Source organism: Acidithiobacillus ferriphilus (genome assembly GCF_028215975.1).
Lineage (GTDB): Bacteria > Pseudomonadota > Gammaproteobacteria > Acidithiobacillales > Acidithiobacillaceae > Acidithiobacillus > Acidithiobacillus ferriphilus.
In genome coordinates this window covers 984,347-1,001,354 of the sequence record NZ_CP116458.1, presented here as the reverse complement: position 1 = coordinate 1,001,354, position 17,008 = coordinate 984,347, and the positions used below count along the sequence as shown (strand labels likewise).

Here is a 17,008-nt window from a genome sequence, read left to right as displayed (position 1 = left end):
TTCCAGTAGGGTGCCCCCAACAAGACCAGGACCGCCTTACGCATAGTACTGGAGGACAAGCCCAACCGCTTTAGCTCAGGTCCTGCACAGAAACTATAGCAAGACCTTGTTACAATTTTATGACACTGCGGAATCAGGCACAACACTACGGGCGAGGTGGAGGGGAAAATGCGCAGTAAAAGTGGTTCCTTTACCTACTTCACTGGCTACTTCCAGATGCCCCTGATAGCGCTCGACGGCATGACGGACAATAGCCAATCCCAGCCCCGTCCCACCTATGCGTCGGGATCGGCCTTTGTCCACCCGGTAAAAGCGCTCGGTGATACGCTGCAAATGCTCGACAGCGATACCATCGCCGGTATCTTGCACCACAAAAAGCAGTTCGCCGGGACGGCGCTCCCAACGTACATTGACGGTGCGGTTTGCCGGGGTGTATTTGATGGCGTTTTCTAATAAATTGCGAATGATACTGGTCAGATCGATGGTTTCTGCGAAAAAACCCAAGTCGCCATCCAGCGTCGTATTGATCTGCAAGCGTTTTTGCGCTATCGCCGGTGCCAGGGTGTCCAACATGTTGTGTATCATATCTGCGATCCTCAGCGTTTCGCAGTGTTCCGGATTCGCTTCGGCAGCTTCCATGCGCGCCAGAGACAGCAGGTCTTCGACCAAAGACTGCATGCGCAGCGTCTGCTGTTCCATGAGACGGAGTTGACTGCTCACCTCATCGTCGGCGACGATGGAACTGTCCAACATGTTTTCCAGGAAACCGCGCACCACTGTCAGCGGGCTGCGCAACTCGTGAGAGACATTAGCCACGAAGTCTTGACGGACCTGTTCGAGTTGACGGATACGAGTCACGTCCCGGAAGATGACCAAGGCGCCGGCATCGGCAAGAGGATAGCGCATCCCCTCCAGTATCTGCTGGGCATCCGCCGGGGCGGGGAGTTGCAGACTGGGCGGCCCTTCACCGGCCAAAAAGGCGCGCAGATTAGGGGTTCGCAACCAGAACGCCAGCGGTTTGCCAGCATCCTCCGGCCATTGCAACTGCAGTAAGCGGATACCGGAAGGATTCACCCAAAGTAGCTGGCCGCGCGCATCCATGAGCACCACAACGTCAGGCATGGCCTGCAAGGCGTCGCGCAATTGGACAATTTGGGCGCTGAGCAGGCGATGTTGTGCTTCCTGATCACGCCGCCAGTGGTAGCCCTCGGCAAAAGTCTCCTCCCACATCCCCCCCGCCAGTGGCGGCAGCAAGGTGTCCGGGTTACGGAACCAGGCGCTGAAACTCTGGGATTGCTGACGATGCCAGCCGACCCAGAGCGCCAGCAAGAACGCGATGATCACCAATGGGAGGCAGGACCAAGCACGCCGCAAATCATCGGCGACCCAAAAAATCGGAATCAGCGCCCAGAGTGCTGCGGGGTAAAACCAGGCACGGAGGTATTTCACGCCGGAAAAGGGTAACAACGTGCATGGCGACAGCCCGAACGCTCAAAGGCTACCGTGCCGGTCATCGTTCGTCCACCGCTTCTCGCTGCAAACCCAGGGCACTACAGCGATAGCCTTCACCCCTTACTGTTTCGATGATATGGGCGTAACCATGGTGGTCCAACTCCCGCCGCAAGCGGCGGATGTGGACATCGACCGTCCGCTCTTCGATGAAGCTCTGCCGCCCCCATATCTGATCGAGTAGCATGTCCCGCGAAAAAACTCGTTCCGGGTTGGTCACAAAAAGACGCAAAAGGCGAAACTCGGTAGGGCCGAGATGGATTTGCACCTCACCGGCGTACACCCGATGCGCGCGCAGGTCCACCTGCAGATCGCCGAGCCGTACCCGGCTGGCTGCCGTCGTACCACCATAACTGCGCCGTAACAAGGCATTGACCCGTGCCACCAACTCCCGCGGAGAAAAAGGTTTGGCCAGATAATCGTCCGCACCTGATTCAAGACCATGCACCCGGTCGCCCTCCTCACCGCGCGCAGTAAGCAAAATGATGGGCAGCTTCCGGGTCTCTTCACGACGGCGCAGGGTACGACACCATACCAGGCCGTTCTCACCAGGAAGCATCCAGTCAAGAACGAGTAACTGCGGCCCCCAGGTCAGAAGTACCGCTTCCGCAGATTCGACACTCCCCTCACAGCGCACCTCGAAGCCCTGACGCTGCAGGGTGACGCGCAGAAGCTCCTGAATACCTTCCTCATCTTCAACCACCAGGATGCGGGAGGATGCCTTGTCTTCGTCCATACCTGCCTTTCGCTCAGACGCGCTCATCATCTGCTTATTGTGACGCAAGCCCTGGCGAGATGCCAGGGCTTGCGGACGAAGGTAACCCGGTCAGTGCAGGATGGGAAGGATCATACCCTTAGTAGGTGCGGCGGGCACGGCCCGAAGGCGCCGCCCTTAAACCGGGTCGACCCCGCCCTGCGGCTTGAGCCGGACGGCGTGAAACCGATGATGGCGCATGACTGGAGAAGGGGTGGCGCGGCTCGAAACCGACGACGACCTCCCGGTCAAAGGAGCGGCGCAGCAGTTTTTCCACATCCTGCAACTGCTTACGCTCCTCACCGCTCACCAGCGATACCGCCTGGCCATTGTTGCCGGCGCGACCGGTTCGTCCGATGCGATGGACATAATCCTCTGGCACATGGGGGAGTTCAAAATTAACCACATGGGGCAACTCACTGATATCGATACCGCGGGCGGCGATATCCGTCGCGACCAATACCCGTACTTTACCTTCCTTGAACTCCGCCAGGGCGCGGGTACGTGCGCCCTGACTCTTGTCGCCGTGAATGGCCATGGCCTGCATACCATCCTGGGACAAATGCTTGGCAAGTCGATCGGCGCCATGTTTGGTGCGGGTGAAGACCAGCACCTGCCCCCATTGATGTTCTTCAATCAAGTGCGCGAGGAGTTCGCGCTTGCGATCCTGATCGACGGCGAAAACCCGTTGCGCGACGTTGTCGGCAGTGGCATTGCGCGTCGCGACCTCGACGCTGGCCGGGTTGTTCAGCAGGCCGTCGGCCAGACTGCGGATTTCCGGTGAAAACGTCGCCGAGAACAGCAGGTTTTGGCGTTTTTTCGGCAATACCGCAAGGATGCGTCGGATGTCACGGATAAAGCCCATGTCGAGCATGCGGTCGGCTTCGTCGAGCACCAAAATTTCGACGTGAGAGAGGTCGACGCTGCGCTGCTGGATATGATCCAGCAGGCGACCGGGGGTAGCGACCAATATGTCCACACTGCGGCGTAGTTTCTGCATCTGCGGATTGATCTTGACACCACCGATGAGCACCAGCGAACGCAGGGAGAGATAGCGCCCGTATAACTGCACGCTCTCCTCTACCTGCGCCGCCAGCTCACGGGTGGGAACCAGAATCAGCGCGCGCACACTGGAGGGAGCACGCGCCGCGGTATCTGCGGTAGCGGACAGTTTGTGCAGAATGGGCATGGCAAAGGCAGCGGTCTTGCCGGTACCCGTCTGCGCGCCGGCCAACAGGTCGACGCCGGACATGACCACGGGGATGGCCTGCTCCTGAATGGGGGTGGGGGTAGTGTAACCGCGCTCGGCAGCTGCACGCCAAATGGGCTCAGAAAGCCCAAGGGATTCAAAAGATGACATAATTTTTGCTCCGAAAACACCGGCCTCGCCACAGGGGCGCCAGTCTATGGCAGACGCTTCATCAAGGTGGGGACCAGTGCGACGCACATCATACAGACTGAGGCATGACGGCGGGTGCACTTTAACAGAACATACTAATTATTGCGAGTAATATAATGACGACAGGGATAGCCGCGGTACTGATCGCCTATCTCGACTGCAAAACAGTCGCCGCGGATTTGCGGGTCATCTACGTTTTATTTGCCCTGCAAAACATCAGCCAGAAGTGGGACCATGCCGATCCGGGATTGGAAAGCCGCCCTAAACCGCTTTATCATCCAGTTCGATAACCGATTGCCGCAACGTCAAATGAACACACCGTGTACACAAAATTCAGGACACCCTCATGACCACATCCACACTTAACCCTTCCAATGGAAATGACACACTGCTCAAGGTACCGAAAATCACCGCGTATTTCTGGATGGCGAAACTCCTGACCACCGCCATGGGAGAAGCCACATCGGATTTTCTCGTTTTCCACACGAACCCCTATCTGGCCGTGGTAGGTTGTGGGTTGTTGTTCCTGGCCGCCATCTGGCTACAGATGCGAAGCAATCGATATACCGCACACTATTACTGGTTTGCCGTCATCATGGTGAGTATCTTCGGTACCCAAATAGCGGACGTCACCCATGTCGTGCTGGGCGTTCCCTATGACATCTCGACATCCGTGTTTCTAGTTGCCTTGATCGGGATTCTTAGCATCTGGAAACTCAAAGAAAAAACCCTTTCCATTCACAGTGTGCATACACCTCGGCGAGAGGCATTCTATTGGGCGACCATCGTAGCCACTTTTGCCCTGGGCACCGCCGCAGGTGACATGACAGCATCGAGCCTGGATTTAGGCTACCTTGGGTCGGGTTTACTATTTGTCCTCTTGTTTGGCATTCCCGTCATCGCATACTTCATGTTCGACCTTAACGAGATCGCCGCCTTCTGGATAGCCTATATCTTGACTAGGCCACTGGGGGCCTCCTTCGCGGATTGGACAGACAAGCCAATACGCTTCGGTGGTCTTGGCCTCGGCTCGGGCCCGGTGAGTATATCGTTGACGCTGGTCATTTTTATGCTGCTCATCTTCCTGATAATTTCCAGAGTAGATGACCCCAACCGAGCCCAAAAGATAGAGGCGCGCTGGTAAGCTGCTGTTAAAATCAAAACGCCCATTGGAACTACCTGCCATAACGTGACCTACCGCGTGGCGCACCACCCGTGAGGGTTGATGTGGCGTATTCACCAGTCGCCAGAACTCATCCAGGCTATGGATGGTTACCTGGACCAAAACCGCGCGGGATATCCTGCAAGATGTTATCGATATTGCTGGTGTCAATCAGCGTGCGTCCATCATCTGCTGATGTGGGCGGAGGGGAAACGGCCTGCCGCAGATAGGGTCTCCTGTGTTCATCAGGAATTTGCATGGTGTTGGCGGAGAGGGTGGGATTCGAACCCACGTGGGGTTGCCCCCCATCCGATTTCGAGTCGGCGCCGTTATGGCCACTTCGGTACCTCTCCGTGGGAGCATACCTTAATCTTTCCCGACGCCAACGGCAAGTGCGCCGCGCCGGCAAACGCAGTACAGCGCTACAAGGTGGCGCCGTCGTTACGATCCTTGGCACTGATAAACTGGCGTTTGAGGACGTGCTCCCGCTTGAGCCCCAACCACAGGGCAATCGGGCTCGCGACGAAAATTGAGGAATAAGTGCCCACCACCACACCGATAACCAGGGCCGTGGCAAAGCCGTGAATCACCGGCCCGCCGAAGAGGAAGAGCGACAGGGCGACCATGAAGGTGATGAAACTGGTAATCACCGTCCGTGACAGGGTCTCATTGATAGCGATGTTGAAAATCTGCGCCACATCGCCGCTGCGGGACGCCCGCAGGTCTTCACGCATGCGGTCGAAAACCACCACCGTATCGTTGAGCGAATAGCCCATGATGACCAGCAAAGCCGCAATCACGGTCAGGGAGAACTCTTCCTGGCTGATGGCGAAAAAGCCCACCACCAGAATGGGGTCGTGGAGCATGGCGAACACACCCCCCACGGCAAAACGCCACTCGAAGCGAAACCCCACATAAATCAGGATGCCCAGAGTCACGATGATGAGCGCCATGATCCCCTTATTCCGCAATTCCTTACCCACCTCCGGGCCGACATATTCCGTGCGGCGCAACTGCACATCCGGATACTTCAACTGGTCTTTCTGAAACACCTGCAAAATCTTGTTACCCACCGCGCTGCTCTCGCCAGGCACGGTGCGCAAACGAATCAGCAGATCACGATCTCCACCGAAGGTCTGCACCACCGCATCGTGAAAACCCGCCTGCGCGAGCGTCCCACGCACGGTCCCCAAGTCCGGAGTCTTGCTGAAGGCCAGCTCCACCAGCGTGCCGCCGGTGAAGTCGATGCTGTAGTTCAGCCCGCGTACCAGAAAAACGGCGACTGAGGCAACGATCAGCAAAGCGGACACGCCCAGAAAAATCCAGCGTCTGGACATGAAATCAACATGGGTACGGGTTCTAAAGAGTTCCATCGCGGCCTCAGATATATAGCTTTTGCACACGCCGCTTACCGAGGGCGAGTTCGATGATGCCACGACTCATCATAGTCGCGGTAAACATGGACGTGATCACTCCGATAGTCAGCACCAACGCGAAACCCTTGATGGCTCCGGTGCCAAACTGGAAGAGCACCAGCGCGGCGATAAGTACCGTGACATTGGAGTCCACGATGGTGGCAAAGGCCTTCTTAAAGCCGGCATCAATAGCGGCACGGGTACTCATGCCATGCCGTAATTCCTCGCGGATGCGCTCGAATACCAGCACGTTAGCATCCACCGCCAGGCCGATCTTCAGTACGATACCGGCAATACCCGGCAGAGTCAGGGTACCACCCATTATCGAGAGCACCGCCAGAATGGCCAGAACGTTCACCAGGATAGCGAGATCGGCAATCAGACCAAAAGCCCGGTAATAAAACGTCATGAAGAGCACGACGAAGAGCATGCCGAAGACCACTGCCATCACCCCGTCGTGGATGGAGTCCTGGCCCAGAGTCGGACCAACGGTGCGCTCTTCCGAAATATGAACGGGCGCGGGTAACGCGCCGGCCCGCAATTCAATCGCGGCATTACTGGCGTCTTTCAGACCGGAGAATCCGGTAATCTGGGCCCGGCCTCCCGTAATGGCTTCACGTATCACCGGCGCGGTCACCACCTTGTTATCCAGCAAAATAGCCATGCGCTTGCCCACATTTTTGGTAGTCAGATCACCGAAGATACGGGTTCCCGCATTGTTGAAACTGACATTGACAATGGCCTGACCGCTACTGTTGTCTACCCCCGCGCTGGCGTTGCTGAGATAGCGACCCGTGAGCACCGTATTCGTATAAAGTACGTAAGGCGCGCCATGAGCGCCGTAAAACAGGGCGGTACCGGGGGGCAGGTCACCTTTGAGCGCAGCCGCCATGTTGGCCTGCTCATCCACCATCTTGAATTCAAGTTGGGCAGTGGAACCGATAATGGATTTAGCGCGCTGGGTGTCCTGCACACCCGGCAATTGCACAGCGATATGCGCAGCACCCTGACGCTGGATGACCGGCTCGGAAACACCCAATTCATCAATACGATTGCGAATGACGACAATGGCCTGTTGCAGCGCGTCATCCTTCATTTTTCTGGCGGCATCGGGGGTGAGGCTTACGTCTAACACCGCATTGGGCTGCAGGGTGATGGCATAATCGGGATAATGCCCGGCAATAACCTTTTGCGCCTGCGCCGCGACTGCCGCGTTTTCCATCTCGACGGCAAGATTTTGCGGTCCGGTTACATTGACCGCCAGATATTGCAGATTCTGGTGGCGGAGGAAGGTACGCAAGCTGCCGCTGTCCTGTTCCAGAGCATGTTTGATAACGGCATCGGTGTCGACGCGCAGCAGGAGGTACACACCGCCGCGCAGATCGAGACCCAGATTGACTGGTTTGCCGCCGAGGCTGCTTAACCAGTCCGGCTCTGCAGACATCTGCGAAAGAATGACCTGAGCATTGCCAGGGAGTTTACTTTGCAGCAACGTTTCGGCCAGACCCTGGGCATCATTGTTGGGGAAAAAGAAGGTACTGCCCGTCCCATCCGAGTTGACGCGGGTGACCGGAACATTGACCGCTTGCAGCCAGCCCCGCATCGTAGCCACCGGCGGCAGGAGGGTCCCCGCGGGCGCGCGCACTTCTACGGCAGAGTGCCAGCCATAGAAGTTGGGCAGTGCGTAAAACAGGGAAGGCAATACAACCGCCAGGATAATCAGGTACTTCCACCATGGATAACGGGTCATGAACGAGCCTTTACAGTTTTTTCAATGTCCCTTTGGGCAACAGTAACGTCACTGAGGCTCGCTGAACTTTTACAATGACCCCTTCAGCAATTTCAAGTTGCAGATAATCCTCACCCACCTGCATGACCCGCCCGGCCAGACCACCCTGAGTAACCACTTCATCACCCTTGGAAATCGCCGCAATCAACTGGCGTTGCTCTTTCGCTTTTTTCATCTGCGGACGAATCAGCAGAAAATAGAAAATGGCGAAAATGATAACCAGCGGGACGATCTGCATAAAAATGGAATCTGGACCACCCCCCCCCACCGCAGTTCCGGCATAAGCATTGGCGATAGGCGAAAAATTCATTATGTACTCCAGATCAGGTCTGCGGGCCGCTATTGTAGCCTTTAGGCATCGACTAGGGAACCAGCACGACGGCGGCGATAGAAATCATCTGCAAATGCATCCAGGTGACCAGCAGCAATGGCCTCCCGCAGCCCCGCCATCAGCTCCTGATAGTAGTGCAGATTATGCAGCGTGTTCAGGCGTGCGCCGAGGATCTCATGACTACGCTGTAAGTGACGCAGATAGGCCCTGCTGTAGTTCTGACAGGTGTAACAGGCGCATTGCGGATCCGGCGGCAGGGCATCTTTCTCATAACGAGCATTGCGCAGCCTGAGAATGCCATCACGGGTAAAAAGCCAGCCATTGCGGGCATTGCGGGTCGGCATGACACAATCGAACATGTCGATACCACGACGTACGCCCTCGACCAGATCCTCGGGCGTCCCGACGCCCATAAGGTAGCGAGGCCGATCCTCGGGCATCTGCGGCATGAGATCTTCCAGCACCTTCATCATCTCCGCCTTGCTCTCTCCTACCGAAAGTCCACCGATAGCAAGACCGGGGAAATCCAGTCGCTGCAATCCCGCTAAGGAACGCTGACGTAAATCTCCATACATTCCACCCTGGACAATGCCGAAGAGCTGACCCGGCCCGGCGTAAGAGGCACGGGAGCGCGCCGCCCAGCGCAAAGAAAGCTCCATGCTGACACGGGCTTCTTCGTAGGTGGCAGGGTGGGGCGTACATTCATCGAAGACCATAGCGATGTCCGAACCCAGCGCCGCCTGAATCTGCATGGACTCTTCCGGCCCCAGAAAAACCTTGTGGCCATCGGTGGGCGCACGGAATTGCACCCCTGCCTCCGTCAGCCTGCGCAGCGCGCCCAGACTGAAGACCTGGAAACCGCCCGAATCGGTGAGGATGGGCCGATCCCAATGCATCATCTTATGCAGACCGCCGACCGCGCTGATGACCTCCAGACCGGGACGCAGAAAGAGATGAAAGGTGTTGCCGAGGATAATTTCAGCCCCCAGCGTCTTCAACTCCTCGGGAGACATGGCCTTGACGGTGCCATAGGTACCCACCGGCATAAAGGCGGGCGTCTGAATATTACCGCGGGGCAGACGCAGAACGCCGCGCCGGGCTGCGCCATCACGGGCCAACAACTGATAAATACTCACCGCTGTCCGACCTGAGGGGAAATCAGCATCGCATCTCCGTAGCTGAAAAACCGATAGCCCTCTGCCACCGCGTGGCGATAGGCAGCGAGCATGCACTCCGTACCAGCAAAAGCACAGACCAGCATAAGCAGGGTGGATTCCGGGAGGTGAAAATTGGTCAACAGCCCATCTATCACCTGAAAGGTCTTACCGGGATAGATGAACAGGCGGGTCTCCCCGGTGTAAGGGCGCAAGGTCCCATCCTGCGCCGCTGTCTCCAACGCGCGGCAGGCCGTGGTACCTACGGCGATCACCCGCTTGCCCCGCGCCTTCGCAGCGGCAACGGCGGCTACAGTCGCCGCGCTGACTTCCATGGTTTCGGCATGCATGGGGTGCTCGGTAATATCATCACTGCGTACCGGGAGGAAAGTCCCGGCGCCGACGTGGAGGGTCACGAAGGTCCGTTCAATACCGCGCGCCGCGAGGGCATCCAGTAGCTGCGCATCGAAATGCAACCCGGCGGTGGGTGCGGCCACCGCACCGGGATGGGCCGCATAGATGGTCTGATAGCGCTCCCGATCACAGGCCTCCGGCGCGCGCCTGATGTAGGGCGGCAAAGGCACGCTCCCTTCAGCTTCAAGAATGGGTAACCACTGGGCGTCCGCAGACAGTCGCAGGCGAACTTCCATGCCATCCTTTTCCTCTACCATGGCAACGGCACCACCCGACAAATGAATGGCCATACCCGGCCGCAGAGCTTTCGAGGATTTCGCCAGAAACCAACCCTCCTGAACATCGAGCAGTCGGTCGAGCAGTAGTTCCACCGTGCCGCCCGTTGCTTTGCAGGCCTGCAAACGCGCGGGAAGCACACGGGTATCATTGAGTACCAGCAGGTCTCCGGGCTGAAGCAGATTGGGTAGATCGCGTATCCGCGCATCTTCCCAGCTGCCCTGACGGCCATCGACGATAAGCATGCGCGCCGCCCCGCGTTCCGCGAGTGGGACCTGAGCGATCAGTGCGTCGGGCAATTCATAATAAAAATCACTTTTTTGCATGGAGTTTAGTGTCAGGAAAACCAGTCGGATTCAGGTTGGTCAGGGTGCGGGATCACCTGCACCAGTGTGATGCGTGGGCCCTTTTTACGCAAGACTACCACGTCGAAATTGGCAAAAGCGACCCGCTCGCCCTCTTCCGGAACCCTTTCGAGCTGGCGCATGATCAGCCCACCGATGGTATCTGCGGTCTCCTCCTCGATGTCGATGTGGAGGCTGCGCTCCAGGGAATACAGCGAGAGACTGCCCGAGCCCACCCAACTGCCATCGAGGCGCCGTCGCCACTCCCGCCGCTGGTGGCGGAACTCGTCGGGGATAACTCCAAGCAGGCTTTCCAGTACATGATCCAAGGTGACAAAGCCGGTGATGGTGCCCAAATCATCCACCACCAACGCAAAATGCGGGTGGCCGGAACGGAAATGGCTGAGCAAGTCCATGGCCGGTAACGCCTTGCCTACGGAAGGTAGCGGGCGCAGGAGTGTTTTCAGGTCACCCAGGTCCGGGCGCTTTGACAGGGCCGCAAAAGCATCCTTGACGTGGAGCAAGCCGACCACATGCTGGCGGTCCCCTTCGCACACCGGGTAACGAGTAAAGCGATGGCGCATCATCACTTGGCGGATCTCTTCCGGGCTGTCTTCCAACATCAGACAAACCATCTCGGCGGCGGGACGCATCAGGTCCCCAGCCGTCAGCTCCGTAAAATCGAGGGTGCGGTCGAGAATATCTCCGGTGCGCTGGCCGAGGGTGCCCTGCGCCTGACTGAGGGCCAGGATCATCGCCAGTTCATCGCGGGAATGGGGTGCTTCGCCGGCATGCTGATCCACCCGCAGCGCAAAGAGGCGCAACACGATGCGGGTCGCGCCATTGAGTACCCAGATCGCTGGGTACATGAGCCAGTAAAAAGCGTAGAGGGGCGCACCGGTCCACAGGGACACCGCCTCCACCTTGCGGATGGCTAGCGACTTGGGTACCAGCTCGCCGATCACGATGACGATGAAGGAGATCAGGGCGAAGCCGACGGCAAAAGAAACTGATCGCAACGCCGTCGGATCACTCACCCCAGCAGCCCGGAAAAGAGGTTGGAGCAAACGCGCTACAGTGGGTTCGCCAACCCAACCGATACCCAACGACGCAATAGTAATACCGAGTTGTGTGGCAGAGAGATAAGCATCCAGCCGCCGATGCATCCGCATCAAAATGCGCCCGCGCAACCCATGCTCCTGGGCCAGGGTACGAGCATGGGTACTGCGTAATCGCACCAGCGCAAATTCTGCCGCAACAAAAAAACCATTCAGCAGAATCAGCAGGACTGCCAGCAGCAGCCCGTTGATCTCATGCATGGGAGGGCACTCCCGCCCGCGCGTGGCGGGGGTGTCGTTCAGTCATCACTGGTGATGAGTTGCTCCAACCCGGCAAAACTCTGTACCACATCGTTGGTCTGTATGGCCACCCCCAGTTGTCGCGCTATCTGACTGATGGAAAAAACACCGCGAATCTCTTCACCGCGGAGTGTTTCCTCACGCACCAGGGCATGCTGACGCCCTGCCTTGCGCAGGGTGAGAACGATATCTCCCACGGTAGACCGCTCCACTTCAGCGAAGTCGAGTACATCAATCTGACCCCGAGGCACCATGATATCTTGCACCTTGATGGAGTCCCGCACGACGTGGTTTTCGGCTGCCAGTTTGACGGGTTTTTCACCCATGAGGTCACGGGCGGTGGCCAGGCCGATCAGCATACCGAAGTCATCCAGCACAAAAAGCATTCGGACACCCGCATGAATCATGCGTTGCAGGGCCTGATCGATGGTGCTTTCCGGCTTCGTCGCCACAGCGGGTACCCGACCGAGGTCGGTCATGCTTTTGATCGCCATGTCGCTGGGCGTCACTGTCAATGACATCCCGTCATCAAACATACAGATACGCGTGTCCGGCTTGAGTCCATGACGTTGTAATGCACGGAATCTTGTCATTTCATTATCTCCGCAGTTGAAAAGGTGGCTGGAAAAACTCGCCTCTGTCCAAGAATAGCGCAAATCAGCGGACCGCAAGGGCGGCGAAGCCGTGCTCCAGATCATCGCGCAGGTCGTCAGCATGCTCCAGTCCGACACTGATCCGCAGCAAACCATCGCCAATCCCCGCCGCTGCCCGCGCCTCAGGACCGACCCGGCTGTGAGTCGTGCTGGCGGGGTGGGTAATGGTGGTCTTGGCATCGCCGAGATTGGCGGTCAAGGAGAGCAGGCGCAGGGCATCCGCAAAGGCCCAGGCCGCAGTCTGCTCACCATGCAGATCAAAGGACAGAATGGCACCCGGCAGGCGTTGCTGACGCGCCGCCAGGGCTTGCTGGGGATGGCTCTTAAGGCCTGGATAATAGACCCGTGCCACCTCCGGCCGTGCTTCCAGCCATTCGGCAATCTGCTGGGCATTGGCGCAATGACGCTCCATACGCAACCCCAGAGTTTCCATACCTTTGAGCTGCACCCAGGCGTTGAAAGGGCTGAGACTTGGGCCCGCCGTGCGTACGAAATTGCGTGGCCCGCTGTTGAGCAGTTCGGTACTGCCGCAAACCGCCCCGCCCAGGGTCCTCCCCTGCCCGTCCAGATATTTGGTGGCGGAGTGAACGACCAGATCAGCGCCAAACTTGAGAGGCTGCTGCAAGGCCGGGGTACAGAAACAGTTGTCCACCACCAGCCAGGCATCATGGGCATGGGCCAGATCCGCCAGTGCCTGCATATCGCCAATCTCGGCAAGCGGATTGGAAGGCGTTTCAAGGAAGAGCATCCGGGTATTGGGACGCAGAGCCGCGTGCCACGCCGTCACATCCGCCAGCGACACAAAACTGGTCTCCACCCCGAAGCGACCGAGAATATTGCTGAGCAGTTGCGCCGTCGTACCAAAAATAGAGCGGGAGGCGACGATATGATCGCCCGCCTTGAGCATCCCCATGAAGACCGTCAAGCAGGCGGCCATGCCAGAGGCCGTGGCGACACAAGCTTCCGCACCCTCCAGCGCGGCAAGCCGCTCTTCAAAAGTACGTACGGTGGGATTGGTGAAGCGCGCATAAATATTCCCCGGAGCCCGTCCGGCAAAGCGCTCCGCGGCCTCTTCTGCCGAGTCGAAAACAAAACTGGAAGTCGGAAAGATGGCTTCGCTGTGCTCCTGCTCCTGAGTGCGGTGAATACCGGCGCGGATGGCGAGGGTCTCCGGGCGGAGATGCGCCGCCCAGTCCGGGTTGGAATCCTGAGAGTTCATCGCAACTCCTCGATCAGATGCAACTGACGCGAGCCATGTCCTTCCGGCGTCGGCAATGGATAATCGTCACTAAAACAGGCGTCACAGAAACCCTGCCCACACCCGCCCACGGCTTCATAAAGCGCCTCCAGACTAATGTAGCCCAGGCTGTCGGCACCAATGATCTTACGCACCTCTTCAATTGTGTGCTGGGCCGCGATGAGCTGGGAGCGATCCGGGGTATCGATGCCATAATAGCAGGGTCCGGTCGTGGGGGGCGCACTGACCACGAAATGCACCTCACGCGCGCCGGCAGCCCGCACCAGACTGACAATTTTGGCGCTGGTCGTGCCCCGGACGATGGAATCGTCCACCAGGACCACCCGCTTACCACGCAGGATGTTGGGCTGGGCATTGAGCTTGACCTTCACTCCGAAATCACGACCGCGCTGTGCCGGTTGAATGAAGGTGCGGCCCACATAGTGATTGCGGATCAGACCCAGCTCGAAGGGCAGACCGGAGGCCTCGGCATAGCCCATGGCCGCCGCAACGCCGGAATCAGGGACGGGCACCACCAGGTCCGCCTCCCGCGGGTGCAGGCGTGCCAGCGCCTGACCAATGCGTTTGCGCGCTGAATACACGTGGACACCGTCCAGGACGCTATCCGGACGGGCGAAATAGATATATTCAAAGACGCACATGCGCCGACCGACGGGCGCAAAAGGCTTGCGGCTCTCGATGCCCTCTTTGGAAATGACGATCAGCTCTCCCGGCTCAATGTCGCGGACGAACTCCGCCCCCATCAGGTCGAGGGCGCAGGTCTCGGAGGCCAGCACAAAGCCCCCGGAATCAATCAGACGCCCCAGCACCAACGGACGAAAGCCCATGGGATCACGCACCCCGATCAGTCGGCTCTCCGTCAGGCAAACCAGCGAGTAGGCACCGGAAACCTGCTGCAGCGCCGCTGCGAGCCGGGTCCCCGTATCGTCGCCCGGTACCCGCGCCAGCAGATGGACGACAACCTCGGTGTCCATATCCGTGTGGAATATGGCCCCTTCCCGCTCCAAGCGGGTGCGGAGTTCAGCCGCATTGACCAGGTTACCGTTATGACCGACGGCAAAGGCGCCATGACGATAATTGATGAATACCGGCTGGGTATTCCGTAGTACTGACCCCCCCGCGGTGGAATAGCGCACATGACCGATCGCCTGATCACCGGGCAGCTTGCTAATCTGCTCCAACCCGAAGACATCGGCTACCCGCCCCATACCGCGCTGCACATAAAGCTTGCCCTGATCGCCAGAAACGATACCCGCCGACTCCTGCCCCCGGTGCTGCAGAGCATAGAGGCCGAGATAAGTCAGATTGGCAGCTTCCGGATGACCGAATACGCCAATGACCCCGCATTCATCATGAAAATGGTCATCATCTACGGCATGCTGCACCACATTGTCATTTTGCAATTTTTTGCGACTCCAGATAAGACACGGCAGGTGCCGTCAACGATTGCGACCAGTGTTTCACCGGCTCCTGTGCCAACCAGGAACTCTCCCACCAAGGAGACTGGGACAAGGTCGAGGACTGCACCAAGGTGACCACAATGGCAATCAACACTAGCCCCCGCAAGAAACCGAAGAAAGTCCCCAAAAAGCGGTCCGTCGCCCCGAAACCAATGCCATATAATAGCTTACGGACCAGGAAAGCGCACAGAGTACCAATGATCAGGCAAGCAAAAAAGAGGATAAAAGAAGCTAGCGGCACCTTCCAGCCCGCGGGGATCTGCGACGACAATTGGGGCGCCAGCCAACTTCCGCCCCAATTCCACGCCACATAAAATCCGCCAACCCATGCTACCAGTGAAAAAAACTCGCGCACCATTCCGCGAAAAAGCCCCCAGATAGCGGAAAGCACCACCAGGCCTACGGTAGCGGCATCTACCCAGAACATCATGCCGGGTCACTCTGCAGCCACGCCATAGGCAATTGCTTGACGAGGTGAAAAGAACCAAAGCAGAGCAGAATATCGCCGCCCGTCAGAGTCGTTCTTGCCGCCACCAATGCCTGTTCCATGCCCGCACCCGCGGATAATACTGTTGTCGCATTCATCCCCTCAAGCACAGCGCCGAGTTGCGTCGCCGCAGCCGCCCGCGGGGTACCGGTAATCTCCAGCACATACCAAGCATCCACCCAGTGCAGCAGTGGCGCAAGCGTCCCAGCCATATCTTTGTCAGCAAGCATGCCGACAATGGCGTGACAACGCGCGGCACCTTTTCGCGCTGCCAGCAATGCCGCTAGCTGCCGCGCCGCCTGGGGGTTATGGGCGACATCCACCAGCAAATCAGGACCGGCCTTCCCCCAGGGCCGACGCCATTGGCAGCGTCCCGGCAACTCCGGCGCCCGCGTCCATGCGGAGATGGCCGAAGCGGGCACCGGCAGCTTTGCCTCCAACAAAGACAGCGCCGCTACCGCCAATGCCAGATTGGCCCATTGTGACGGTGCCGCCCACAAGGGTGCGGGCACCTGTTTTTCCTGCCCGAATCCCGACCATTTCCCGCGCAGAGGATCAATATGGAAATCCCGCCCCAACTGCTGCAGGGGCACGTCAGCGCGTACCGCCGCTGCCAATACCGAAACACAGGGGTCTTCCGCATCCCCATAGAGGGCCGGCACCTTACGACGGAAGATACCGGCCTTTTCCCGACCGATGGATGCGCGATCGGGCCCCAGCCAGTCCTGATGATCCAGGTCCACGGTGGTTACGATACTACAATCAGGGGTAAAGGCATTGACCGCATCCAGACGTCCCCCCAAACCGACCTCCAGAATTGCCACATCGACCCCGGCGGCTAACATCATCCGCACCGCGGCGAGGGTCGCAATCTCAAAATAGGTGAGCGGAATCTGGCGTGCTGTGTCGGCCATTTCTGCAAGTAGTCGGTGCCAGAGGGACTCAGATGCAGGCCGGCCATCCAGCCGCAAACGTTCAGTAAACTGCCAAAGGTGCGGGCTGGTATAAGCACCAACGCGATAGCCCGCCTGACGATAGAAGGCCTCCAGATAAGCTACCGTGGAGCCCTTGCCATTGGTGCCCCCTACCAAAATCACCGGCATGGGCAAACGCGCGGGAATATCCAGCGCCGCTAAAGCGGCCAGCATCCGCTCCAGACCCATGACAATTTGCTCGGGTGGCCCAGCAAGTTCAGCGACCCGATCACTGAGGGTGTCTGGCAAAGACACCACCGGGCTACATCCG

Annotated in this window: 16 protein-coding genes and 1 tRNA gene; 2 read left to right on the top strand and 15 right to left on the bottom strand. The window is 58.4% G+C overall.

The features are described from left to right. Positions 1-117: 117 nt before the first annotated feature. The 3 genes from phoR to PJU76_RS04925 all read right to left on the bottom strand — a co-directional run bounded on the left by phoR (position 118) and on the right by PJU76_RS04925 (position 3,623). A complete protein-coding gene (gene phoR / locus PJU76_RS04935) occupies positions 118-1,449 on the bottom strand; it encodes a phosphate regulon sensor histidine kinase PhoR (RefSeq protein ID WP_271780731.1) in 1,332 nt (443 codons plus the stop codon). 61 nt (positions 1,450-1,510) lie between these two features. Continuing rightward, on the bottom strand, positions 1,511-2,245 hold the full coding sequence (phoB, locus tag PJU76_RS04930; RefSeq protein ID WP_271780730.1) for a phosphate regulon transcriptional regulator PhoB: 735 nt from the start codon (positions 2,243-2,245) through the stop codon (positions 1,511-1,513). Between the two features lie 118 nt (positions 2,246-2,363). Continuing rightward, positions 2,364-3,623, bottom strand: coding sequence for a DEAD/DEAH box helicase (locus PJU76_RS04925; protein ID WP_271780729.1), 1,260 nt, complete (start codon positions 3,621-3,623; stop codon positions 2,364-2,366). A gap of 155 nt (positions 3,624-3,778) precedes the next feature. Between PJU76_RS04925 and PJU76_RS13700 the strand changes: the two genes are divergently transcribed. Both PJU76_RS13700 and PJU76_RS04915 read left to right on the top strand, forming a co-directional pair. After that, positions 3,779-3,952, top strand: coding sequence for a hypothetical protein (locus PJU76_RS13700; RefSeq protein WP_408629768.1), 174 nt, complete (start codon positions 3,779-3,781; stop codon positions 3,950-3,952). Between the two features lie 56 nt (positions 3,953-4,008). After that, a complete protein-coding gene (locus PJU76_RS04915; RefSeq protein ID WP_271780728.1) occupies positions 4,009-4,806 on the top strand; it encodes a COG4705 family protein in 798 nt (265 codons plus the stop codon). A gap of 282 nt (positions 4,807-5,088) precedes the next feature. On the opposite strand, the gene PJU76_RS04910 is transcribed toward PJU76_RS04915, so the two are convergent. The 12 genes from PJU76_RS04910 to PJU76_RS04855 form a co-directional block, all read right to left on the bottom strand. Beyond that, positions 5,089-5,177 (bottom strand) — tRNA-Ser (locus PJU76_RS04910). 69 nt (positions 5,178-5,246) lie between these two features. Then, positions 5,247-6,161, bottom strand: a complete 915-nt coding sequence (gene secF, locus PJU76_RS04905; protein ID WP_271780727.1) for a protein translocase subunit SecF — start codon at positions 6,159-6,161, stop codon at positions 5,247-5,249. A gap of 43 nt (positions 6,162-6,204) precedes the next feature. Beyond that, positions 6,205-7,989: a protein translocase subunit SecD gene (gene secD, locus PJU76_RS04900; protein WP_271780726.1), complete on the bottom strand. Its 1,785-nt coding sequence runs from the start codon at positions 7,987-7,989 to the stop codon at positions 6,205-6,207. A gap of 10 nt (positions 7,990-7,999) precedes the next feature. Then, the gene (gene yajC, locus PJU76_RS04895; RefSeq protein ID WP_271780725.1) at positions 8,000-8,338 is read right to left on the bottom strand and encodes a preprotein translocase subunit YajC; all 339 of its coding nucleotides are present in this window, start codon (positions 8,336-8,338) and stop codon (positions 8,000-8,002) included. Between the two features lie 41 nt (positions 8,339-8,379). Continuing rightward, positions 8,380-9,495 (bottom strand): tRNA guanosine(34) transglycosylase Tgt, encoded by a 1,116-nt coding sequence (tgt, locus tag PJU76_RS04890; protein WP_271780724.1) that lies wholly within the window; start codon positions 9,493-9,495, stop codon positions 8,380-8,382. Then, a complete protein-coding gene (gene queA / locus PJU76_RS04885) occupies positions 9,492-10,529 on the bottom strand; it encodes a tRNA preQ1(34) S-adenosylmethionine ribosyltransferase-isomerase QueA (protein ID WP_215850263.1) in 1,038 nt (345 codons plus the stop codon). Before queA ends, tgt begins: the two co-directional genes overlap by 4 nt. A gap of 11 nt (positions 10,530-10,540) precedes the next feature. Beyond that, complete coding sequence (locus PJU76_RS04880) at positions 10,541-11,866, bottom strand: hemolysin family protein (protein WP_271780723.1); 1,326 nt, start codon at positions 11,864-11,866, stop codon at positions 10,541-10,543. Between the two features lie 38 nt (positions 11,867-11,904). Beyond that, positions 11,905-12,498, bottom strand: a complete 594-nt coding sequence (locus tag PJU76_RS04875) for a CBS domain-containing protein (RefSeq protein WP_271780722.1) — start codon at positions 12,496-12,498, stop codon at positions 11,905-11,907. A 64-nt stretch (positions 12,499-12,562) separates the two neighbouring features. Beyond that, positions 12,563-13,777, bottom strand: a complete 1,215-nt coding sequence (locus tag PJU76_RS04870) for an O-succinylhomoserine sulfhydrylase (protein ID WP_271780721.1) — start codon at positions 13,775-13,777, stop codon at positions 12,563-12,565. Continuing rightward, on the bottom strand, positions 13,774-15,219 hold the full coding sequence (gene purF, locus PJU76_RS04865) for an amidophosphoribosyltransferase (RefSeq protein WP_271780720.1): 1,446 nt from the start codon (positions 15,217-15,219) through the stop codon (positions 13,774-13,776). Before purF ends, PJU76_RS04870 begins: the two co-directional genes overlap by 4 nt. Further along, complete coding sequence (locus tag PJU76_RS04860; RefSeq protein WP_271780719.1) at positions 15,209-15,706, bottom strand: CvpA family protein; 498 nt, start codon at positions 15,704-15,706, stop codon at positions 15,209-15,211. The genes purF and PJU76_RS04860 overlap by 11 nt, the downstream gene beginning before the upstream one ends. After that, positions 15,703-16,992, bottom strand: coding sequence for a bifunctional folylpolyglutamate synthase/dihydrofolate synthase (locus tag PJU76_RS04855; RefSeq protein ID WP_271780718.1), 1,290 nt, complete (start codon positions 16,990-16,992; stop codon positions 15,703-15,705). Before PJU76_RS04855 ends, PJU76_RS04860 begins: the two co-directional genes overlap by 4 nt. Between the last annotated feature and the right edge of the window lie 16 nt (positions 16,993-17,008).